At 64.4% G+C, this 19,143-nt stretch carries 22 protein-coding genes; 14 read left to right on the top strand and 8 right to left on the bottom strand.

The window, feature by feature from the left end; translation table 11 throughout:
- Nucleotides 1-65: 65 nt before the first annotated feature.
- Entirely contained in the window at nucleotides 66-1,136 is a 1,071-nt protein-coding gene (locus tag IEV75_RS12505) for a serine hydrolase domain-containing protein (protein WP_188452916.1), read from the bottom strand.
- A gap of 100 nt (nucleotides 1,137-1,236) precedes the next feature.
- Here IEV75_RS12505 and IEV75_RS12500 point away from each other — a divergent pair, with 100 nt between their 5' ends.
- Nucleotides 1,237-1,809 carry a cob(I)yrinic acid a,c-diamide adenosyltransferase gene (locus tag IEV75_RS12500; protein WP_188452915.1) on the top strand — a complete coding sequence of 191 codons (573 nt, stop codon included), beginning with the start codon at nucleotides 1,237-1,239 and terminating at the stop codon, nucleotides 1,807-1,809.
- Between the two features lie 41 nt (nucleotides 1,810-1,850).
- On the opposite strand, the gene IEV75_RS12495 is transcribed toward IEV75_RS12500, so the two are convergent.
- Both IEV75_RS12495 and IEV75_RS12490 read right to left on the bottom strand, forming a co-directional pair.
- Complete coding sequence (locus IEV75_RS12495) at nucleotides 1,851-2,270, bottom strand: hypothetical protein (protein WP_188452914.1); 420 nt, start codon at nucleotides 2,268-2,270, stop codon at nucleotides 1,851-1,853.
- The gene (locus tag IEV75_RS12490) at nucleotides 2,267-2,578 is read right to left on the bottom strand and encodes an autorepressor SdpR family transcription factor (protein WP_188452913.1); all 312 of its coding nucleotides are present in this window, start codon (nucleotides 2,576-2,578) and stop codon (nucleotides 2,267-2,269) included. The genes IEV75_RS12495 and IEV75_RS12490 overlap by 4 nt, the downstream gene beginning before the upstream one ends.
- Nucleotides 2,579-2,758: 180 nt before the next feature.
- Here IEV75_RS12490 and IEV75_RS12485 point away from each other — a divergent pair, with 180 nt between their 5' ends.
- The 4 genes from IEV75_RS12485 to IEV75_RS12470 all read left to right on the top strand — a co-directional run bounded on the left by IEV75_RS12485 (nucleotide 2,759) and on the right by IEV75_RS12470 (nucleotide 5,936).
- Nucleotides 2,759-3,361: a YceI family protein gene (locus IEV75_RS12485; RefSeq protein ID WP_188452912.1), complete on the top strand. Its 603-nt coding sequence runs from the start codon at nucleotides 2,759-2,761 to the stop codon at nucleotides 3,359-3,361.
- A 293-nt stretch (nucleotides 3,362-3,654) separates the two neighbouring features.
- Complete coding sequence (locus tag IEV75_RS12480) at nucleotides 3,655-4,404, top strand: electron transfer flavoprotein subunit beta/FixA family protein (protein ID WP_188452911.1); 750 nt, start codon at nucleotides 3,655-3,657, stop codon at nucleotides 4,402-4,404.
- A 2-nt stretch (nucleotides 4,405-4,406) separates the two neighbouring features.
- Nucleotides 4,407-5,348 (top strand): electron transfer flavoprotein subunit alpha/FixB family protein, encoded by a 942-nt coding sequence (locus IEV75_RS12475; RefSeq protein ID WP_188452910.1) that lies wholly within the window; start codon nucleotides 4,407-4,409, stop codon nucleotides 5,346-5,348.
- A 252-nt stretch (nucleotides 5,349-5,600) separates the two neighbouring features.
- Complete coding sequence (locus IEV75_RS12470; RefSeq protein WP_188452909.1) at nucleotides 5,601-5,936, top strand: hypothetical protein; 336 nt, start codon at nucleotides 5,601-5,603, stop codon at nucleotides 5,934-5,936.
- A gap of 48 nt (nucleotides 5,937-5,984) precedes the next feature.
- Here IEV75_RS12470 and IEV75_RS12465 read toward each other — a convergent pair whose 3' ends face one another.
- Complete coding sequence (locus IEV75_RS12465; protein ID WP_188452908.1) at nucleotides 5,985-6,482, bottom strand: nuclear transport factor 2 family protein; 498 nt, start codon at nucleotides 6,480-6,482, stop codon at nucleotides 5,985-5,987.
- Nucleotides 6,483-6,673: 191 nt separating this feature from the next.
- On the opposite strand from IEV75_RS12465, the gene IEV75_RS12460 reads away from it, so the two are divergent.
- Nucleotides 6,674-7,189 carry a hypothetical protein gene (locus tag IEV75_RS12460; RefSeq protein ID WP_188452907.1) on the top strand — a complete coding sequence of 172 codons (516 nt, stop codon included), beginning with the start codon at nucleotides 6,674-6,676 and terminating at the stop codon, nucleotides 7,187-7,189.
- Between the two features lie 231 nt (nucleotides 7,190-7,420).
- Here IEV75_RS12460 and IEV75_RS12455 read toward each other — a convergent pair whose 3' ends face one another.
- Nucleotides 7,421-8,029, bottom strand: a complete 609-nt coding sequence (locus IEV75_RS12455) for a TlpA family protein disulfide reductase (protein WP_188452906.1) — start codon at nucleotides 8,027-8,029, stop codon at nucleotides 7,421-7,423.
- Nucleotides 8,030-8,059: 30 nt separating this feature from the next.
- On the opposite strand from IEV75_RS12455, the gene argH reads away from it, so the two are divergent.
- From argH to IEV75_RS12440, 3 genes are read left to right on the top strand one after another with little or no spacing between them, the layout of a single operon-like run.
- Nucleotides 8,060-9,481, top strand: coding sequence for an argininosuccinate lyase (argH, locus tag IEV75_RS12450; RefSeq protein ID WP_233351859.1), 1,422 nt, complete (start codon nucleotides 8,060-8,062; stop codon nucleotides 9,479-9,481).
- Between the two features lie 4 nt (nucleotides 9,482-9,485).
- Nucleotides 9,486-9,710 (top strand): LPS translocon maturation chaperone LptM, encoded by a 225-nt coding sequence (gene lptM / locus IEV75_RS12445; RefSeq protein WP_188452905.1) that lies wholly within the window; start codon nucleotides 9,486-9,488, stop codon nucleotides 9,708-9,710.
- Nucleotides 9,711-9,757: 47 nt separating this feature from the next.
- Nucleotides 9,758-12,238, top strand: coding sequence for a DUF4175 domain-containing protein (locus IEV75_RS12440; RefSeq protein ID WP_188452904.1), 2,481 nt, complete (start codon nucleotides 9,758-9,760; stop codon nucleotides 12,236-12,238).
- On the opposite strand, the gene IEV75_RS12435 is transcribed toward IEV75_RS12440, so the two are convergent.
- Nucleotides 12,235-12,933 carry an MJ0042-type zinc finger domain-containing protein gene (locus tag IEV75_RS12435; protein WP_188452903.1) on the bottom strand — a complete coding sequence of 233 codons (699 nt, stop codon included), beginning with the start codon at nucleotides 12,931-12,933 and terminating at the stop codon, nucleotides 12,235-12,237. The genes IEV75_RS12440 and IEV75_RS12435 overlap by 4 nt on opposite strands.
- Nucleotides 12,934-13,046: 113 nt before the next feature.
- Here IEV75_RS12435 and ftsE point away from each other — a divergent pair, with 113 nt between their 5' ends.
- The 5 genes from ftsE (at nucleotide 13,047) to IEV75_RS12410 (ending at nucleotide 17,215) form a co-directional block, all read left to right on the top strand.
- Nucleotides 13,047-13,769, top strand: a complete 723-nt coding sequence (ftsE, locus tag IEV75_RS12430; RefSeq protein ID WP_188452902.1) for a cell division ATP-binding protein FtsE — start codon at nucleotides 13,047-13,049, stop codon at nucleotides 13,767-13,769.
- Complete coding sequence (locus IEV75_RS12425) at nucleotides 13,766-14,656, top strand: cell division protein FtsX (protein ID WP_188452901.1); 891 nt, start codon at nucleotides 13,766-13,768, stop codon at nucleotides 14,654-14,656. Before ftsE ends, IEV75_RS12425 begins: the two co-directional genes overlap by 4 nt.
- 92 nt (nucleotides 14,657-14,748) lie before the next feature.
- A complete protein-coding gene (locus tag IEV75_RS12420) occupies nucleotides 14,749-15,336 on the top strand; it encodes a YdcF family protein (RefSeq protein WP_188452900.1) in 588 nt (195 codons plus the stop codon).
- Between the two features lie 44 nt (nucleotides 15,337-15,380).
- Nucleotides 15,381-16,109 (top strand): lysophospholipid acyltransferase family protein, encoded by a 729-nt coding sequence (locus tag IEV75_RS12415; protein WP_188452899.1) that lies wholly within the window; start codon nucleotides 15,381-15,383, stop codon nucleotides 16,107-16,109.
- Nucleotides 16,106-17,215 (top strand): DUF2125 domain-containing protein, encoded by a 1,110-nt coding sequence (locus tag IEV75_RS12410; protein ID WP_188452898.1) that lies wholly within the window; start codon nucleotides 16,106-16,108, stop codon nucleotides 17,213-17,215. Before IEV75_RS12415 ends, IEV75_RS12410 begins: the two co-directional genes overlap by 4 nt.
- Here the strand turns inward: IEV75_RS12410 and hisC are convergent.
- Entirely contained in the window at nucleotides 17,205-18,284 is a 1,080-nt protein-coding gene (gene hisC / locus IEV75_RS12405) for a histidinol-phosphate transaminase (RefSeq protein ID WP_188452897.1), read from the bottom strand. The two genes, IEV75_RS12410 and hisC, sit on opposite strands and share 11 nt — an antisense overlap.
- The gene (locus tag IEV75_RS12400) at nucleotides 18,281-19,060 is read right to left on the bottom strand and encodes a class I SAM-dependent methyltransferase (RefSeq protein WP_188452896.1); all 780 of its coding nucleotides are present in this window, start codon (nucleotides 19,058-19,060) and stop codon (nucleotides 18,281-18,283) included. The genes hisC and IEV75_RS12400 overlap by 4 nt, the downstream gene beginning before the upstream one ends.
- Nucleotides 19,061-19,143 lie beyond the last annotated feature (83 nt).

Genomic DNA, 19,143 nt, shown 5'->3' with positions numbered 1-19,143 from the left:
AACTTCCTGGCCGCCATCGCACTCGCATCAGCAAGACTCTGGGTCAGAGCTTATGAGTCCACGCCCTAGTCCGCTTGTGCCATCACCGCGCCGAGCGCAGCGTTGACTGGGCCGGCCACGGCATCCAGACGGCCATCATTCACCCCCGCAGCCGCGACAAGGCCGCTCGCAGGGTCGACCCGCATGGTCACGAGCCACATCGTGTTGGACCCGGAATGGCTTAGCGTGCCGTCCCCGCGCACGCCCCAGCCCATCGCGTAATTGCCAACGGGGGTGTGCAGGCGCTCAAAACTCTCGGCCGACAGATAGCCCGTCTCTTCGCCCGCCGCGCCGCGCCGGTGAATATCGAGAAAGCGCATGAGGTCAGCCATGGTCATATGGGCACGCCCTGCCGGGTTCATGGCGGGCGGGTTGTCGGCGCTGGCACCCGGCTCGATGGCAGAAAACCCGAACAGGCCGGGCCGGTGACCGCGTGGCTGGTCAGCTGCGCCTGAAACGCCCGGAGGTCCCCAGCCCGCACTGTCCATGCCGAGCGGTTCGAACACCTCGCGCTCCATCAGCGTTTCGTATGTCTCACCTGTCAGTTGTTCGACCATGAGAGCGGCGATGACATAGCCCGCATTCGAGTAGAGAAATTCACCTGCAGGGCCACCCGGAGCGCCCAGCACGGCCCGGGCATACACCAGCCGGTCAGCTGCCGCGTCGCGGCCGGAATCGGTTCCGGCGAGCCTTATGGACGTGATGGGGCCTGCATTGGCAGCCAGACCGGAGCGGTGCGTCAGCAGCGCAACAAAGTCCGCCCTGGCCAGATCAGCGTGAATATCGAGACCGAGACCGTCCAGTACCTCGCCCGCGCTCATGTCCCAGCGCACCACGCCCTGTTCGGCAAGCCGGGCAATGAGTGTGGCCGTCATCGCCTTTGTGTTGGAGCCCATGTGCCAGAGATCATCGGCCTCCACCGGAGCCTCGGCGCCGTGGATGCGGGTTCCGGCAACACCGATACGCGTGCCTGGCCCATTATGGATTGCCACCACCGCCCCGGGTGCGCCTGAACTGTCCAGCAGGCTCTGTGCGGCATCATCAACGCCTGGCGAGGCGAGCGCCAGCGCAATGGCTGCGGCAATCAGAGTAAGCATGGTGAAGCCTTTCCTGTGAGGGCAAGCCGATGTGAGTTGAAATCCTCATGCCACACGGGCCAGTCTGGGTCAGCTTAAAAAATGTAAAGGAAACTTGTCCATGGTCCGCCTGACAAAAATTTACACCCGCACCGGCGACAAGGGCACGACGCGGCTGGGCGATATGAGCGAGGCGGCAAAGCATGATCCGCGCGTGGAAGCCTATGGCACGGTCGACGAGGCCAATGCGTCGATAGGGCTGGCTGCAGCCGCACTGGGGGACGGCCCCCTTAAAGAAGCGCTGTTGCGCATCCAGAACGAACTTTTCGATCTCGGCGCAGATTTATGCGTGCCGGACAGGGGGCAAAAGCTCGAATGGCAACCCTTGCGCGTCACGCCGGAGCAAGCATCGCGTCTGGAAACCGATATCGACACGTTCAATGCGCGCCTGTCGCCGCTGGAAAGCTTCATCCTGCCGGGCGGCACTGAAGCCGCCGCCCGCCTGCATCTGGCCCGCACCATTGCACGGCGTGCCGAACGCAAGGCGGTAGAGTTGAAAGACCTTGGCGAGCCCGTTAGCGAGGCTGTCATCATCTATCTCAACCGTCTCTCCGATTTTCTCTTTGTCGCCGCGCGCATCGCCAATGATGAAGGCCGGGCCGACGTGCTCTGGGTGCCGGGAAAGACGCGCTAGCGGGCATCACGCGTCCGGCCGGCAAATGAGCGCAGTGCGCCTCAGGAGCCGGACGCCGTCCCGGCCGGGGAGCCCTTGCCAAGCCGGGTGCACGCCCACACGGCAAAGCCGACGGTAAGGCCCAATGCGCTGCCAACCACCGCCATCGCGGCAAGCGACGCTGCATCTATCGGCGCGAATGCCCAGATAGCGGCATGGGCCAGGCCCGCCAGCGTAAGAGACCAGCCGCCCACCCGACGGGCAAGCTGCAGGCGGGCTTCGGCCTCCGGTGAATACCGGCGGCTTCCCAGCCGTTTGGGCATCATATTGGCAAAGCCCGCCAACATGATGCCGATCATGGCCTGAACGACGCGCTGAGCGACGTCCGGGCCAATCAGACCTGCCGATTCGGCGTATCTCAAACCGGCCGCGGCGGCCAGAAAGGTGATGGCAAGTGTAATGGCAGGCATCAGACGGGTCATGATTCAGTTCCTTCCTGAGGTGCGTTGCTGGCCGCGGGAGCGGCCGGATGGCCGATACCGAATGTCTGGGCGAAACCCAGCAACGCATCCTCCAGCACCGACATTTTCAGCCGGTAGGTGATGGTCACGCCCTGCTTGTCCGCCTCGATGAGATCAGCTTCCTTCAGGACATTGAAATGTGCCGACATGGTAGGCTTCGACACGGTGAAGTGGGCGCTCAGCTCTCCCGCCGTCATCGGATGGCGGCGCAGTAATTCCAGCACCTTGCGGCGTGTGGGGTCAGCGAGAGCTTTGAAAACCGTATTCATGAATTGATATTTCGCTAATTATCGAATTATTGTCAAGCCGAAACGTGCTGGCCGCGCTGTTTCCATCACGGCAACGCGGTATTTCATCCACCGCACTGGAAATTGACCCGGCCCGCTCCCTATGTCTTGCGCTGCGGCGTGTGGCCGCACGCCAGGGTTCAACAACCGGAGACAGGCCCGATGAAAACCGTTTTTGCTGCCGCCTCGCTGGCGGCCTTCCTTGCCGCCCCGATCATGTCAGGCACGGCCCTTGCCGAGCCCGTTGCCTATGAGTTCGACCGGACCCACACCGCCATCCGCGCAAGCTGGGACCATCTGGGCTTGTCGCGCCAGTCCATCTATTTCACCGACTATGAGGGCGTACTGCTGCTTGATCTGGAAGAGCCCGAGAACTCCACCGTCGATGTAACGTTCAACCTGTCAGACGGCTTCTGGGTGGGCGCCAACCAGCAAGACTTTGAAGACCATCTGGAGTCCGGTGACCTGTTCAACACCGCCGAGTATCCGACCGCCCGCTTCGTCGCCACCAGCTTCGAGACCGAAGATGGCGAGACCGGAGTGATGACCGGCGATCTCACGCTTCTTGGCGAAACCCGCCCGGTATCACTGAATGTCACACTGAACTTTTCCGGGCCGCACCCGATGAGCGAGCGTCAGACGGCAGGCTTCTCTGCCTCCGGCACGCTTGTGCGTTCAGAATGGGGGCTTGGCTATGCCGCGCCCTTCGTCTCCGACGAGATCGAGCTGTCCATCGAGACCGAGCTGAGCGTCGCAGCCGAATAGTCCGCGGTTCCCGAAATCCCGGCCACGCCAGCGAGCCGGGATATCAAAGGCGGACTGGCCTGCACTGGCCCCGGATACGCGCCTGGCGCGTATCCGGGGTTTCAGTTTTTGGCTGGCCGTTACGCACCTCACCTGCCTGTACCCCCGTACACTTTTTGCACCTGCGTTGACACGACGCGTGGGCGAAGGCAGTTTCCGCGCCTATTTTGCCCTGCACCATGGGCGGCAAGAATCAGTACAGCGCTGGCTTTGCCGTTCGTATCAATCGCAACCAGAGACAACCGGAGCGGCCGATGAAAATCCTCGTCCCCGTCAAGCGGGTGGTCGATTACAACGTGAAGGTCCGGGTCAAGCCCGACCAGACCGGCGTCGACCTTGCCAACGTGAAAATGTCCATGAACCCGTTCTGCGAGATTGCCGTCGAAGAGGCGATCCGCATGAAGGAAAAAGGACTGGCTGAAGAGATCGTCGTGGTCTCGATCGGTCCGGCAGGCGCTCAGGAGACGATCCGCACGGCCCTTGCCATGGGCGCGGACCGTGGCATTCACGTCACCACGGACGCAATTGTCGAGCCGCTGGCCGTGGCCAAGATCCTGGCGAAAATCGCCGGTGAGGAAAGCCCGGAGCTTATCATCCTCGGCAAACAGGCCATTGATGATGATGCGAACGCTACCGGGCAGATGCTGGGCGCGCTCCTCGGCTGGCCGCAGGGCACGTTCGCTTCGAAAGTGGAAAAAGACGGCGATACGCTCAAAGTCACCCGTGAGATTGATGGCGGTCTGCAGACCGTGTCGTTCGGCCTTCCGGCCATTGTGACGACCGATCTGCGCCTCAACGAGCCGCGCTATGCCTCCCTGCCCAACATCATGAAGGCCAAGCGCAAGCCGATCGATGCCAAGGCGCCGGAAGACTATGGTGTTGACCTCACCCCTCGCCTGGAAGTGCTCAAGGTAGCCGAACCGCCCAAGCGCCAGGGCGGTGTGAAGGTGGAGACGGTCGCCGAGCTGGTTTCCAAGCTGAAGAACGAAGCAGGAGTGCTGTAATCATGGCCACGCTCGTTATTGCTGAACACGACAACAAGTCCCTGAACGAAGCCACGCGCGCAGCCGTGACGGCCGCGAAGAAGATGGGCGGAGACATCCACATTCTGGTCGCTGGTCAGGGCGCGAAAAGCGTTGCTGACGAGGCCGCCAAGGTGGAGGGCGTTGCCAAGGTGATGCTGGCGGAATCAGACGCTCTCGGCCACAAGATGGCCGAAGCTCTGGAAAGCCTCGTTCTCTCCATCGCGGAAGGCTATGACGCCATCCTCGCGCCGGCCTCGACCGTGGGCAAGAATTTCATGCCCCGCGTTGCGGCCAAGCTCGACGTGATGCTTATATCGGACATTACATCGGTCGAAAGCGCGGACACCTTCATCCGTCCGATCTATGCCGGCAACGCGCTGATGACGGTAAAGTCGAGCGACAAGGTGAAAGTGATCACCGTGCGCCCGACCACGTTTGAAAAAGCGGGCGATGGCGGCTCTGCGAGTGTGGAGACGGTGTCCGCACCGGACGCCGCTGCCAAGTCGGCCTTCGTCTCCGAAGAGCTCTCCAAGTCCGACCGCCCGGAGCTGGGCGCGGCCAAGATCGTCATTTCCGGCGGTCGTGGTATGGGCAATGGCGAGAATTTCGCCATTCTGGAAAAGGTCGCCGACAAGCTGGGCGCTGCCGTCGGCGCGTCGCGCGCGGCGGTCGATGCGGGCTTCGTGCCCAACGACTATCAGGTCGGCCAGACCGGCAAGGTCGTCGCCCCGCAGCTTTACATCGCGGTTGGCATTTCCGGCGCGATCCAGCACCTGGCGGGCATGAAGGATTCCAAGGTGATCGTCGCGATCAACAAGGATGAGGAAGCGCCGATCTTCTCCGTGGCCGATTACGGCCTCGTCGCGGACCTGTTCAAGGCCGTGCCGGAATTTGAAGAAGAGCTCTCCAAAATCGGCTACTAGGCTTTTGACACCTCTCACATGAAAAGCCCCGGAGCACGCTCCGGGGCTTTTTTCTGGCAATCGGCATCCGCGTGTGGGACGTTGCCGGTGCTGGTATGGAGGGTCAGACGGATGATGAGCTTTTCGGTGCTTTTTGCCGCAACCGGGCTGCTATCAGCGCCTCTTGCAATCGCTGGCTCGGACCCGGGGGCCGTCGAAACCGTAACCTCAGCGCAAGCCGCCGCTCCGTACGTTTTCGAAGGTGGCACAGCATTGCGCTTTGCGGTTCAGCGCAGCCTCTCGCCCCGGCATGGCGAGGATTGTGAAGAGATCATCGGCGACGCGCCGCCCGGTGCAGAGCTTGTAATTTCCGGCGAGCAGGCAACCCTGAACGGCATCATCATCACGATGGGAGAGGGGTTCAGCCGTCTGGTTTTTGAAGATCCCAGCGGGCGTGTGACATGTCTGGCCGGAGGCGGTGAACCGGTTGCGGACGGTACGCCGGTCGGCGGCTACCAGACGCTGCTTGACCGGCCATTCGGGACTTGGCGGTTCTGGGTCGCAGCCAGTGCGCCCGGCCCGTTCGACGTCCACATCGAGTTCGAGTGATCGCATCAACGCCTGAGTCGCCACGCGATCAACCAGTCCGCCTATGGCCTACTCCGCCGCCTCAAACGCGCGCTCCACCGGCCATTCCTCATCCGCTGCCCGCCAGGCGATGGAAGCAATCTTCCATGTGCCAGCATCATTGAGAATGGTCAGGCTGTTGACGCCCACCGCAATCTGCTCGCCGGTATCGGCGCGAACCGCCTCATAGGCCGACAATATGGTGGCCATGCCGCCATAGAGATATGTTTCGCGCCGGGTTTCAGTCTCGGTAAAGCCGATCTCGGCCAGCCGCTCGCCATTCCGCTCCACATAATCGTCCAGCGTGAGTACGACGACCCGCTCCGCACCATCTGCGCCGGCAACCACCACGCTCATCTGCGCACCGGGCAGGAATAGCGAACGGAAGCGCTCCCAGTCGCGCGCCTCGCCCACAGGGCCGGAGATGACGTCGTAGAGCGCGTCCAGCGTCTCACCGGGCGTTTCCTGTGCCTGCGCGGCGCTGCCAAGTGTTATCAACATGGCGATTGAGACTGCCAGCTTCTTCATCGCCGCCCTCCCACAGACTGTTTGCGGGCCATCAACGCGCCTTTCATTGGCGAAGGCAACTTACCGATTGGCAAGGCGGCAAGGTGGCGAAGCCCGCTCACTCAAATTGCAGCCCTCTTCGCAGCTTCCTTTGCCTTGCATGCGTTATCTGGCCCATACTCGAAGCAAAGTCAGACCGGAGGAGCACTGCCATGGCGATCAGCCGCAAGGATGAAGCCCGTTTTCTCGACAAGGACGAAACCGCGCTGGTTGAAAAGTCCCACCATCCCGAGATCGGCAGCCTTGATGACAAGGAACTGTCCAGCACGATCAAGCTGATCCGCGAGCGCCGGGACCGGGCACGCGAGATAGGCCAGCGCCAGCGCCGGGAAATGCGCGGCAAGGCGAAGCCGCAAGGGGCCAAGGCGGCTGGTGACAATGCCGGGACGAAGCAGAAAATGGCGGTCCTGGCACAGGCGCTGAAACGGTTGAATTCCGAACAGACGCGCCGCCAGCAGCTCTCGGCGCGCAATGCGACTGCGTCGGGCATGAAGCGCGCCATGGAGCTTAAAGCCGCTGCGCCCGCCCCCAAGCGCCCGAAAAGCAAGACCGCTGACAAGGGCATGAAAGCCAAGCCCAGCAAGAAGACCGAGCAGATCACCGATCCGCGCGAGGTCGGCCGGGTGAGCCAGCAGATCAAGAAGGCGCAGGCGAAGAAGGACCGGTAGGAGGCTATATCCCTCTATCGTTTCCGCGCGGGTGGCCTGTCTGCCTGGCAGACTATGTCGGGCCTTGTTTGGCTCCCCGGAGCGCAGCGCCGCAAGCGCGATCCCCGATCAAGCCGGGGACAGGCCTTGCGCCCGCAGCTTTAGCGAGGAGCGACGCACGGATGTGCGGAGCATAACGAAAAAGGGACTGGGCACCGGCGTGCGCCGGTGAAACGCCAACTGGCTTGCCCCCTAATACCGCTCCAGCGCGGCTTCGATGAGGGCGATGGCGTCCTCGCTGGCCCAGGCTGCTTCGCCGCTCAGACGGCCAATCTCGCCGCCATGGCGGTCATAGAGAATGGTGGTGGGCAGGCCGCGCGACCCGGCACTGATGGCAAGGCGCAAGGCCGGATCGTGATAGAGCGCCAGATGCTCCAGCCCGTTCTCCTCATAGAAGCGGCGGGCCTCGTCCATGGTCCGGTCCATGGAGATTGCCATGACCTCGAACTGATCGGAGCCGAGCCTTGCCTGCAAGGCGTCGAGCTCGGGCATTTCCACCACGCAGGGCGCACACCACGTGGCCCAGAAATTGACCAGCACCAGCTTGCCGCGCCTGTCGGCCAGCGTGATCTCCTCACCTTCGCCGGTCACAATACGCCCAAGCGGCTGGGCGGGTGGTTCATTCACGGACATGAAGCCGCTCATGGCGCCTCGGGCATAGCTGTCGAGCGGGCCCGGCGCGGAACTGACAAGCGCGGTGGAAATCACGTATAGAACCCCGGCAAGCCCGAGTATCGCGACGGCGATAATCGCGCTAGCAAGGCCGCGGGCTTTGAAAAAAGCCACCAAACGTTCGATCATGTCATTCCTTCCAGAAGGTCCGTTTCGCCCATGAGCACGTCCGATATCCCCAGCAACCGGCCCGGGTCTGGCACCGATATGTGGGGCGGGCGCTTCTCTGGCGGTCCGTCTGCCGTACTGCAAGCCATCAATGCCTCGGTGGATATAGACCAGCGACTGGCAGAGCAGGATATTGACGGAAGCCTCGCCCACGCCGCGATGTTGGCGGCATGCGGTATTATTTCAAGTCAGGATGCCCGCGACATCTCCGCCGGGCTGGAAGCCATCCGGACCGATATCCGCGCCGGCAAGTTCAGCTGGTCGGCTGCGCTGGAAGATGTGCACATGAATGTAGAAGCGGCGCTGAAGGAACGCATTGGCGCGCCCGCAGGCCGGTTGCACACGGCGCGATCGCGCAATGATCAGGTGGCCACAGACTTCCGGCTCTGGCTGCGCGAAACCTGCGCGCGCATGGAGGACGGGCTTCGCGCCTATCAGCGCGCGCTGGTGGCGCAGGCCGAGGCACATGCAGACTGGGTGATGCCGGGCTTCACCCATCTGCAGACCGCCCAGCCCGTCAGCCTTGGCCATCACCTTCTATGCTGGGTCGAGGCGGCAGAGCGCGATATCGGCCGGTTCGAAGACTGCCGCAAACGCCTCAATGAAAGCCCGCTGGGCGCCGCCGCGCTGGCCGGCACCGCCTTCCCCATAGACCGGGAGATGACGGCAAAGGCGCTCGGCTTTGACAGGCCCATGGCCAATTCGCTGGATGCGGTATCTTCACGCGATTTCGCGCTGGAAGCCCTGAGCGCGGCTACAATTGCAGCCGTGAACCTGTCGCGCTTTGCTGAAGAGATCGTCTTGTGGACCTCACGCCGTTTCGGGTTCGCAAAGCTCACTGACGCCTTTTCCACCGGCTCGTCCATCATGCCGCAAAAGCGCAATCCCGATGCCGCCGAGCTGGTCCGCGCCAAGCCGGGCCGGATTTCGGGCGCGCTACAAGGCCTGATCATCGTGTGCAAGGGGCTGCCGCTCGCCTATTCGAAGGATCTGCAGGAGGACAAGGCGCTAGTGTTCACCGCCTTTGACGATCTCGAACTGGCGATTGCCGCCATGGCCGGGATGGCCGCCGACCTGTCCTTCAACCGCAAGGCGATGGAAGAAGCCGCCGGCGAAGCCTATTCCGATGCCACCGATCTGGCAGACTATGTGGTGCGCGAGCTGGGCCTGCCCTTCCGCGACGCCCATCACATTGCCGGCAGTGTGGTGAAGGCGGCAGAGGCGCGCGGCGTAACACTGTCACAGCTGCCCCTTGAGGTGTTCCAGTCGGTCGAGCCACGCATTGACGAGACGGTTTTCACCGTGCTCACTGCCCGGGCATCCATGGAAAGCCGGACCAGCTATGGAGGCACCGCGCCGGTGCGGGTGCGCGAACAGTGCGCGCTCTGGCGCGAGCGGCTGGCACAGGAGTAGTCACATGATTTCGAAAACCCTGACCCTTGCAGCGTGTATTGCGGCCACCGGGCTTGCAGCCTGTGGCAATCGCGGCGCGCTGGAGCGTCCCGGTCCGCTTTGGGGCAATCCCGAGGACATACCCGTTCAGGACGGCGCGCCCGGCGAGGATGACAGCGTGCTGGACGAGGAACGCCCGGAGCAACGCCTGCCCCGCATGCCCGGTGATGACCCGTTCGACGACGAGTAGGCAGCACCGTTCACCCGCGTGTGTTCTGATGCATGTCACGGATGCGCGTGGCAGGCTGGCGCGTTAGGCTCGCCAACGCGATGAAACCCTTGCCCGTCTTCCTTGCCCGCCTCGCCCTTTTGTGGGAGCGCGCCGCGCCGGTCCTTGCCGGCCCGCTGGCCATGCTGGCCGTGTACGCGACGCTGTCGCTCGCCGGGCTCATCGAGCAAATGGGCGATCCCTGGCGCGCCCTGCTGGCGCTGGGGCTGCTGGTACTGGGCGCGGCCTTCGCCACACCTGCGGTGCGGGCCTTTCGCTGGCCGGACCGCGCTGACGCCCAGCGGCGGGTAGAAGCCGATAGCGGCCTTCACGGGCGCCCGTTCGAAGCCCTGGAAGACGAGCCGGCGACCGGCGAGAGCATACTCTGGCTGGCGCACAGAGGCCGTATGCGCGAGGCGCTGGGCACGGCGCGGGCACGCCGCCCGCGCGCCGCCTGGGCAGGCTTTGACAAGCATGGCGCTCGGGTCAGCGCGGTGATCGTACTCGCCACAGCCTTTTTTTATGCCGGTGACCTGGCAGCGGTAAGATTGTCTGACGCATTTTCACCGATGCCTCTTGCCGGTGGGGGCGAGCGCGCCGTAGCGGAGTTCTGGGTTGAGCCCCCTGACTATACGGGCCGGCCGGTACTGTTCCTGCGCGAGCGCCGTGAAGCGCAAATTCCGCAAGGTTCCGTGCTGGCCGCCCGCATTACCGGGCTTGCCCGTCCGCCGCGCGTTTCAGGCGGCGAGGCGGACCTTGAGGAAATCGGCCCCGGCGTCCACCAGCTCCGTATGACGCTGGATGCAGACAGCACCATTCTTGTACGCAGCGGCGCGTTCCGCGAGCGCCTCGAGCTTCAGGTGACCGAGGACACACCGCCGCGGCTGGCCCTGGTGGCGGAGCCCGAAAGCGACGGGCAGGGCCGGCTGATACTGGAGTTCACGGCGACGGACGATTACGGCGTGGAAACCTACAGGCTGCAAGTCGCGCGTGATCCGGGAGACGGGACAAACCCGGCAGACGATGACTGGGATGTCATCGACATTCCGCCCGGCGCTGTCGTGCCTGCCCGCGCGGACACCCGCTATCGTGCAACAGTGGAAACGGCGCGCCATGTCCTTGCCGGTGAACGGGTTCTGGTCCGGATGGAAGGTATCGATGGTGCCGGCCAGTCCGGCGTGACCGGACCGATTGACCTTCGCCTGCCCCAGCGCCTCTTCCTTGACGGCCTGGCACGCGCCGTCGCCTATGAACGCCGCCTTTTCCTTGAAGGGGCCGGTGAATACGCACCCCATCCAGGACCGCCCGAGCGGCATGAGGAAGACGCTTTCTGGCCGTGGCTGGATGACGAGCCTGAATTGCGTCTGGAACGGGCACCGCAAGGCGTTCAGCGCCTGGCGCGGGCACTCGATGCGCTGGGCGATGCGCCATCGGCGCATTTTCCGGACCGGATCGTCTTTCTGGGGCTGCGTACGGCCATGCATCAGGTGCGGCGGGCCCGCGAGATCGGCGACCTTGACCACATGGAGGAAGATCTCTGGCAGATCGCCCTGCGCGCGGAGCTGGGCACGCTGGCTGACGCGGAAGCTGCGCTGAGGGCAGCCGAACGCGCGCTGTCCGATGCGCTGGCGCGCGGCGCCGACGAGATGGAACTGGCCGCGCTCTTCGAGCAGTTCGAGGAAGCCACACGTAATTACATCGCGGCGCTGATGCGTGAAGCTCTGCAATCGGACCAGCTCGCCAGCGGGGGTGGGCAGGGCATGAATCTGAGCGCGGACATGCTGCAGGAATTGCTCGATGCCCTGCGCGAGGCGACCGAGCTGGGCGACACCGAAGGCGCGCGCCGGGCACTGGCACAGCTGGCCGAACTCTTGCGCAACATGCAGATCATGGCCGGTGGCTCCGGGCAGGGTCAGGCCGAGAGTGCGCTGGGCCGGGCCCTGCGCGAGGCTCTCGAAGAGCTGGGCGAGGTAATTGGCGAGCAGCGCGGGCTGACCGACGAGACATACGAGCAGTCACGCTCCGGCGACCTTGCCGAAGGGCGCGAGGGTGAGGAGGGCCGCGCGCTGGCCGAACGGCAGGACGGGCTGCGCGAGCGGCTCGGCCAACTGCTGGACAACATGCCTGACGGGATGAGCGAGGAGGGCGAGCGCGCGTTTGACGAGGCTGCCCGCCAGATGGACGAAGCCAGCCGCGCCCTGCAGCGCGGCGACGGAGAGGGCGCACTGGCTGCACAGGATGAGGCGTTGAGCGCGCTGCGTGAAGGCGCTGCCGACACAGCCGAGCGGCTGCAGGCAGAAAACGAGGCAAACGGGCGCGGCCAGGCTGACCGCGATCCGCTGGGCCGGGAAGCTGATGGCGGCGGCACGGGCGGGGACACCGAGGTGCCGTCCGAGATGGAGCGCCAGCGGGCGCGCGACATACTTGAAGAACTGCGCCGCCGGGCCGGCGACGGGTCACTTACGCCTGAAGAACGCGCCTATATCGAGCGTCTGCTGGACCGGTTCTAGTCGTCAGCTGCGAACAGGACTTCAAGCTCCGCGGCGCCTTCAGGCGGATCGCTGAGCACAGAGCGGAAACTCTCCTCGCCGCGCGCGGGCAGGCTCAGCGAATCGAGCATGACCACCCATTCGACAAGAACCGCGCCGTCTTCACCTGTGATCACGGCGCGCAACGGCAAGGTCGGCCGGTCACGACCTGTTGTGTTCACGACAACGCCTTCAATGACGAGTGCGCCCTCTTCGTCACCGGACGGCCCGGCCCGCAAATCACGCACTTCCAGCCCGTGCGGGTTGACGGGCACGCCAATGGCGGCATAGGCGCTCGCGGCGCGCGGGAAGGTGTCGACAATATCCACCCGGAACAGCCAGGCCGAGCCCAGCAGCACAATACAGCAAGCCGCGACCACGGCCCAGCCGGCCCCTTCCACGGTCTGCCGGCTGCGCTGGCGGCGGGTCTCTGCGCGCTTGCGTACCACTTCGTGGGGCTTTACCGCTTCGATACCGCCCACAGGTTTTGGCGCAGCATCTGCGGCAGGCGCTTCCTTGCGCAAGGTCGGGCGGGCCGGTTCCTCAAGCGTGAGCGCTTCCTCGTCTGCTTTCCATCCATGGCCGCAGGCAGCACACCGCACCCGCCCCTTTCTCAGGGCGATAGCTTCGGGATCAACCCGGTAACGGGTCTCGCAGCTTGGGCAGGTAACGATCATGGACGCCGACCTCTCATCTCCTGCATAGTCAGATTCGCTTGCCTCCCGTATGCGGGAGTAACACCTGTTCGCTCCAGCCTTCCAAACCGCGACACTCCGGACACGCCAGCCTTATGGATCAGCCGTCCAAAGCCAGTAGCCTGACAGACGAGACCGGAACGGCTGCCGCTGTCCGCTTTGACAATGTCGGCATGCGCTACGGGCGCGGGCCGGAAGTGTTAAGTGACATTTCCTTTGATTTACCGCGTGGAAGTTTCCAGTTTCTGACCGGACCGTCCGGGGCGGGCAAAACCTCCCTGTTACGGCTGATATATCTGGCCGAACGGCCCTCGCGCGGCCTGGTCTCTCTGTTCGGCGAGGATACCACGGCGATGGAGCGCAGTGCCTTGCCCGCCTTCCGGCGGCGTATCGGTGTCGTGTTCCAGGATTTCCGCCTGCTCCAGCATTTGAGCGTATTTGACAATGTGGCCCTGCCCTTGCGCGTCGCCGGGCAGAATATGCGCCAGTATGGCGAAGACATTGTGGAATTGCTCAACTGGGTGGGGCTGGGTCACAGGGTCGATGCCCTGCCCCCTACCCTTTCAGGCGGTGAGCAGCAGCGGGCGGCCATTGCCCGGGCTGTTGTCAGCCGGCCCGAAATCCTCATCGCCGACGAGCCGACGGGCAATGTCGATCCGGAGATGGCAAGGCGGCTTCTGCGCCTGTTCGTCGAACTGAACCGTCTGGGCACGACCGTGTTGATCGCCAGCCATGATATCGGACTTATACGCTCGGTGAACGCGCCCGTGCTCGAACTGGCCGATGGAAAACTCAACCGCCGGGCGAGGAGCGCATGACGAAATCGCGCCGATCTGCCCCGCTATTGCCGCCCGAGGCCGGGCGCGACCTGCCACTGCTGGCGGTGTGCGCGATTCTTGTCTTCCTGGCCTGTCTGTCGGTGATAGGCGCAGCCGGCGCCTGGCAGGCGGCGGGCGGATGGTCCGACCAGCTGGCCTCGGAGATGACATTGCAGGTGCTGCCCGGCGAGGATGGCGATGGTGATGCAGCCGCTCAGCAGGCCGGCACGCTGGCATCGGGCCTTCCAGGGGTCATCAGTGCCGAGGTTCGTTCGCGCAGCGCTTCCATGGCCCTGCTTCGTCCATGGCTGGGCAATACGTCATTGCCGGATGATTTCCCGCTGCCACGCCTTGTCACACTTCAGATTGACCCTGAAAACCGGCCCGCGCCCGGCGCGGTGGATGCGCTGTTTGCGGACGCCCCCTACCGGGTGGTGGTTGATGATAACCGGCTATGGGCCGGAGCGATTGCCCGCGCCTCTGCCACGGTGCGCTATTTCGCCATCGCCCTGGTGGTGCTTGTGTGCGGGGCAGCCGCAGCCGTCATTGTGTTCGCGGCGCGCGCCGCGCTGTCGATGCGCCGGGACGTGGCCGAGGCGCTTCACCTTGTGGGCGCACCTGACCGGTTTATCACCGCCCTTTTCCAGGAACGCTTTTTCATGCTCGGCCTGAAGGCCGGGACGGCAGGGTCGGTGCTGGCGCTTCTGGCCGCGGCGGCCCTGAACCTTGCGGGCGGCAGCGCTGCATCGCTGTTCTTCCTGCCCAGCCTTGCGCCGGGCTGGGGCGTCGTGCTCATCGTGCCGGTGGCCGCTTTTGCGTCCGGGCTTATATCCGCCATTGCGGCGCGGCTTACGGTAGCTTCGGGACTAAAGGCGCGCTGGCCGTGAACGGACCCAATTGGCAGGGGGCCTTGCGGGGGCCATAGTCTATTACCGGCGCTGCACGGACCGCGCCGGGATGAGCAGGAGAGACGCCGACGATGAAAGCCGCCTTCTCCTTTATCCGCTTTGCGGCGTTTGCCCTGGTTATCGCGGCGGCCGCCGGCTTCGCCCTGTTTGTCCGCGCCGGCATGTCCCACGTTAGCGATGTGCCCGGCAGCGCCGACGCCATCGTTGCGCTGACCGGTGGTGAGGGCAGGGTGGCAACAGGCGTGTCGGTGCTCGCGCAGGGGCATGGCGAGCGACTGCTCATTTCCGGGGGCAATCCGGAAGTGACCATGAATGCCATCCGCGCCGCCGCCGGCGCGCCGCCCGAGCTTTTCGATTGCTGTGTCGATATCGGGGTCGAAGCCGCCAACACCATAGGCAATGCGGAGGAAACGGCACGCTGGGCCAGCACGAACGGCTATCAGCGGCTGCTTATCGTTACATCGGACTTCCACATGCCGCGCGCTCTTCTCGAACTGAAGGCGGCGATGCCGGAGCGCGAGCTGATACCGCATGGCGTCGCCACGCCGCCGCCGTGGACAAGCACGCGCGCGGCACGGCGCTGGCTGCAGGAGTATCTGAAGTATTCCGCCGTCTATGCCCGCGAAACGGTGCGCGCCCCCCTTGGCGGCGCGGCATAACTGCCTCTAGAAACCCGCAGGCAGGTTTTTCAGGACAGGTCAGCGTGCACGTCATCGGTTCTGCAGTTTTCGTCGTCTGGATGTACGGCCTGATGGCGGTGATGGGGTTGTTGTGCTCGCCCCTGCTACTGGGTCCGCGCACCTGGGCGCGCGGTTGTTTTGCAGTTTATCGCCGGCTGGTCTTTGGCGGATTGCGCGCGCTGTGCGGGATACGCTTCGAGGTGCGCGGAGCAGAGCACATACCGCAGGGCCCGGCTCTGGTTGCCTCCAAGCACCAGTCCATGTTCGAGACGCTGGCCTTCTGGCACATATTGCCCGATCCGGCGATCATCCTGAAAAAGGAACTCAAATACCTGCCCTTCTTCGGCTGGTATGCGATGAAGCTCAAGAATGTGGCTGTCGACCGCTCTGCTGGTGCAAGCGCGCTCAAGGCCATGCTGCGAGCGGCACGCGAGCGCGCCCATGAAGGCCGGCAGGTCGTCATCTTCCCGCAAGGTACGCGCGTGAAGCCCGGCGAGGCCGAAAGCTACAAGCCGGGCGTTGCCGGGCTGTACGGCGCCATGGACGTGCCCTGCGTTCCGGTAGCGCTCAATTCGGGGCTTTACTGGCCGCCTTCAGGCTTTGTACGCAAGCCGGGTACCATCATCATCGAGTTTCTGCCGCCCATACCGGCGGGCCTGCCGCGCGCCCGGTTCATGGGGGAGCTGGAAACGCGCATCGAGACAGCCTCCATGGCTTTGCTAGAACCACCGCAAGGAAACGCGTCCGCATGATCCGGGATTTCAGCACACCAGCTCCTGACCGCCGTTCACGCCTTGGCCTGATCGTGCCCTTTGCGGCGTTTGGTGTTCTTGCCGCCGCGTATGGCGGTTACTGGCTGTGGATGTCGGCTGAAATCCGCGCTACGGCGCTAAACTGGATCGAGCAACGCGAGAGCGAAGGCTATGCGATTGCCCATGACCGTCTGTCCGTCGGGGGGTTTCCGTTCCGGTTCACGGTAACAGCGCGAAATCCGGAAATCATCGCTCCGCCGGAGGATGGCGGCTGGCGCATGGCAATGCCCGAACTGTCCGCGAGTGCCCTGCCCTATAATCTCTCTCACTGGATCGTCGCTTTCGCCAGCCCCGCCGAGATAGACTTCGAGGGCGAGGACGAGACACAGGCATTGCTGGCCACGGCTGCACGCGCGCGCATCAGCCTGGCATCAGGGCGGGCTGGAACCGTGAGGGCGGGGGCCGAGCTGGAAGAGTTCCGCCTGACCGCACGCGAAAGCGGCGAGGTCCTGGTTGAAACCCTCGACCAGCTGGTCCTCTCCAGCGAGGTGGCGGCTGAAGACCTGATGCGCATCCGCCTCGAAATCCGCGGGTTCGAGTTCGGCCCTGACCAGCTCGATGAGCGAACGGTCGGTGCCTTCGGCCGGCGCATCGAACTGATGCGCACCGACACCACACTGTCGCAATGGAGTGCGCTTGCGGCCGACGCGAATCTGGCAAGCTGGAGCGAGAGTGGAGGCCGGGCAGAGATCGCGATGGCGGAGCTGCAATGGGGCAATGCCCGGCTGGGCGGCGAAGGGGCGATGGGCGTCGATGCCCTGCTGCGCCCTGAAGGGCGGCTGTCGGTCATGGTCACGGAACCGGAAAGCCTTGTGGCTGCCCTTGTGACCGGCGGCGTGGTGAGCACCAGCGACGGCGAGGCCCTACGCCTTGCCCTGATGATGGCGCCGCGCCGCGACCAAGGCGTCGCCCTGCCTTTCCGTTTCCAGCAGGGGGGCATTTTTCTCGGTCCGGTGCGCATAGGCGAGGCCGGACCTCTGACCGGTCACCTTCCCTCCGCGCCGGAATTGCCTGGTACGGACGAGCTCCCGGCAGCTAACCCATAAACTCGGCCAGCGCGTCAGCGACGCGGCGGTTCTCGTCGTCAAGGCCGATGGAAATGCGCAGCGCGTCCGGCAGGCCATAGGGCTTTACATCGCGAACGATAAGCCCCTTGGCGGTCAGGAAGCTGTTGGCCTCGTCCGCGGTCTTTCCGGGCGTTGAGGGGAAGTGGACCAGCACGAAATTGCACACCGACGGCGTGACCTCCAGGCCCGCGCCGCGCAAATGCTGGGTCAGGAAATCCACCCAGCGCGCATTATGCTCTTTCGAGCGGGTGATGAAGCCGGTATCGGCGATGGCTTCTATGCCGGCTTCAACGGCGGGTACGCTGACATTGAAGGGCCCGCGCACGCGATTGAGAATGCCGATGACCTCTTCGCGCGCATAGGCCCAGCCCAGGCGCAGGCCGGCAAGCCCGTGTATCTTGGAGAAGGTGCGCGTGACGATGATATTGTCATAGCGGTCAACCAGACCCATGCCGGATTCAAACTCGGGATCGTCGACAAATTCGCCATAGGCGGCGTCGAGTACCAGAAGACAGTCATCAGCCAGCCCTTCGCGCAGCCGGATGATATCATCACGCGGCACCCAGGTGCCGGTCGGGTTGTTCGGGTTGGCGAGAAAAACAATACGCGGCTTGTGCTCTGCGGCGGCCTCCAGCATGGCATCGACATCGGTGCGATGGCCGGTCTCCGGCGCGCTGACAATGTTCGCCCCGCTCTGCATGGCGACGAGGCGATAGACCAGAAACCCGTACTGGCTTTGCAGAACTACGTCGTCTGCGCCGAGCCAGGCCCGCCCGATCAGCTGCAGGATTTCATCTGAGCCCGCACCGCAGACTATGCGTGCCGGGTCTATGCCTTCTGCCTTGCCGATCGCCTCACGCAGCCGTGTGACGCTGCCGTCCGGGTAGACATGCAGTTTTGCAGCGGATTGCGTGAAGGCACGCGCGGCGTTTTCGCTGCAGCCGAGCGGGTTCTCGTTCGAGGACAGTTTCACCGCCCCGGCCGGCGCCGGAAGTCCGGGCTTGTAAGGATTGATATCGAGAATGCCCGGGCGGGGATCAGGGATCATTGGCTCTCGTCCTTCGCGGTCAGGGTGCGGCTGGCTTCGGGCGGGGATAGCGCGGCACCGGGCGCTGCATCAAGTGCCTTGCGCCGCACCGGAACTGCCGCGGCCGACGGGCGAATCGCGCCAACATGCTTGACCGCCTCAACCAGTATAAGGCCGCCAAATCCCGGCCAGAAGCGTTCGCCCGCTGACTCAAACAGGCCAGACAGGCGGGGCCCGCAGAACATGGTCCATGGCGGCGCGTAGAGGGCGCGTGCCCACGCAACCGGCTCGAAGAGCGCGCCTGTCAGAAGACGGGTGAGCTGACCACGCGAAAAGGGGCGTCCGTGACCAAACGGTGTCGAGTCAACACGCGCCCACGCCCCGGCACGGTGAGCCGCGACGATGACAAGGCGTCCTTCCGGCGCCAGCACACGCCAGAGCTCGCGCAGCAGACGCTGCAGGTCATCAGCTTCCTCCAGCGCGTGAACGGCCACAATCCGGTCGAACATGGCCTCGGCAAACGGGAGGCGCGTTTCCTCGCCCAGCGCCGACGCACAGCGCTCGCCATGGCGGTCAGGCCAGGCGACAGCCCCTTGGGTTGACGGCATGAAGGCCACCGCGCGGCGTGCATGCTCGCGGAACGGCTCCAGATAGGGCGCAGCAAAGCCGTAGCCGAGCATGTCGAGGCCCTTGACCTCGGGCCAGAGCGCCTGCAGGCGCCTGTGCACCATGGTGCGGGCGGCCTCACCGCGCGGCGATCGGTAGAACCGGTCAATCTCGATGGCTTCGGTACGCATGGCGCTCCAGATGCTGTGGCGGGCTCGCCTCTCAAGGCAGGGATGATAGGTTGATGAGGGCATTTGTGTAAGCCAGCGTACAT

It is taken from the genome of Glycocaulis albus (assembly GCF_014639075.1).
In the GTDB taxonomy this organism is placed as follows: domain Bacteria; phylum Pseudomonadota; class Alphaproteobacteria; order Caulobacterales; family Maricaulaceae; genus Glycocaulis; species Glycocaulis albus.
This window is presented reverse-complemented; position numbering and strand designations above follow the sequence as displayed.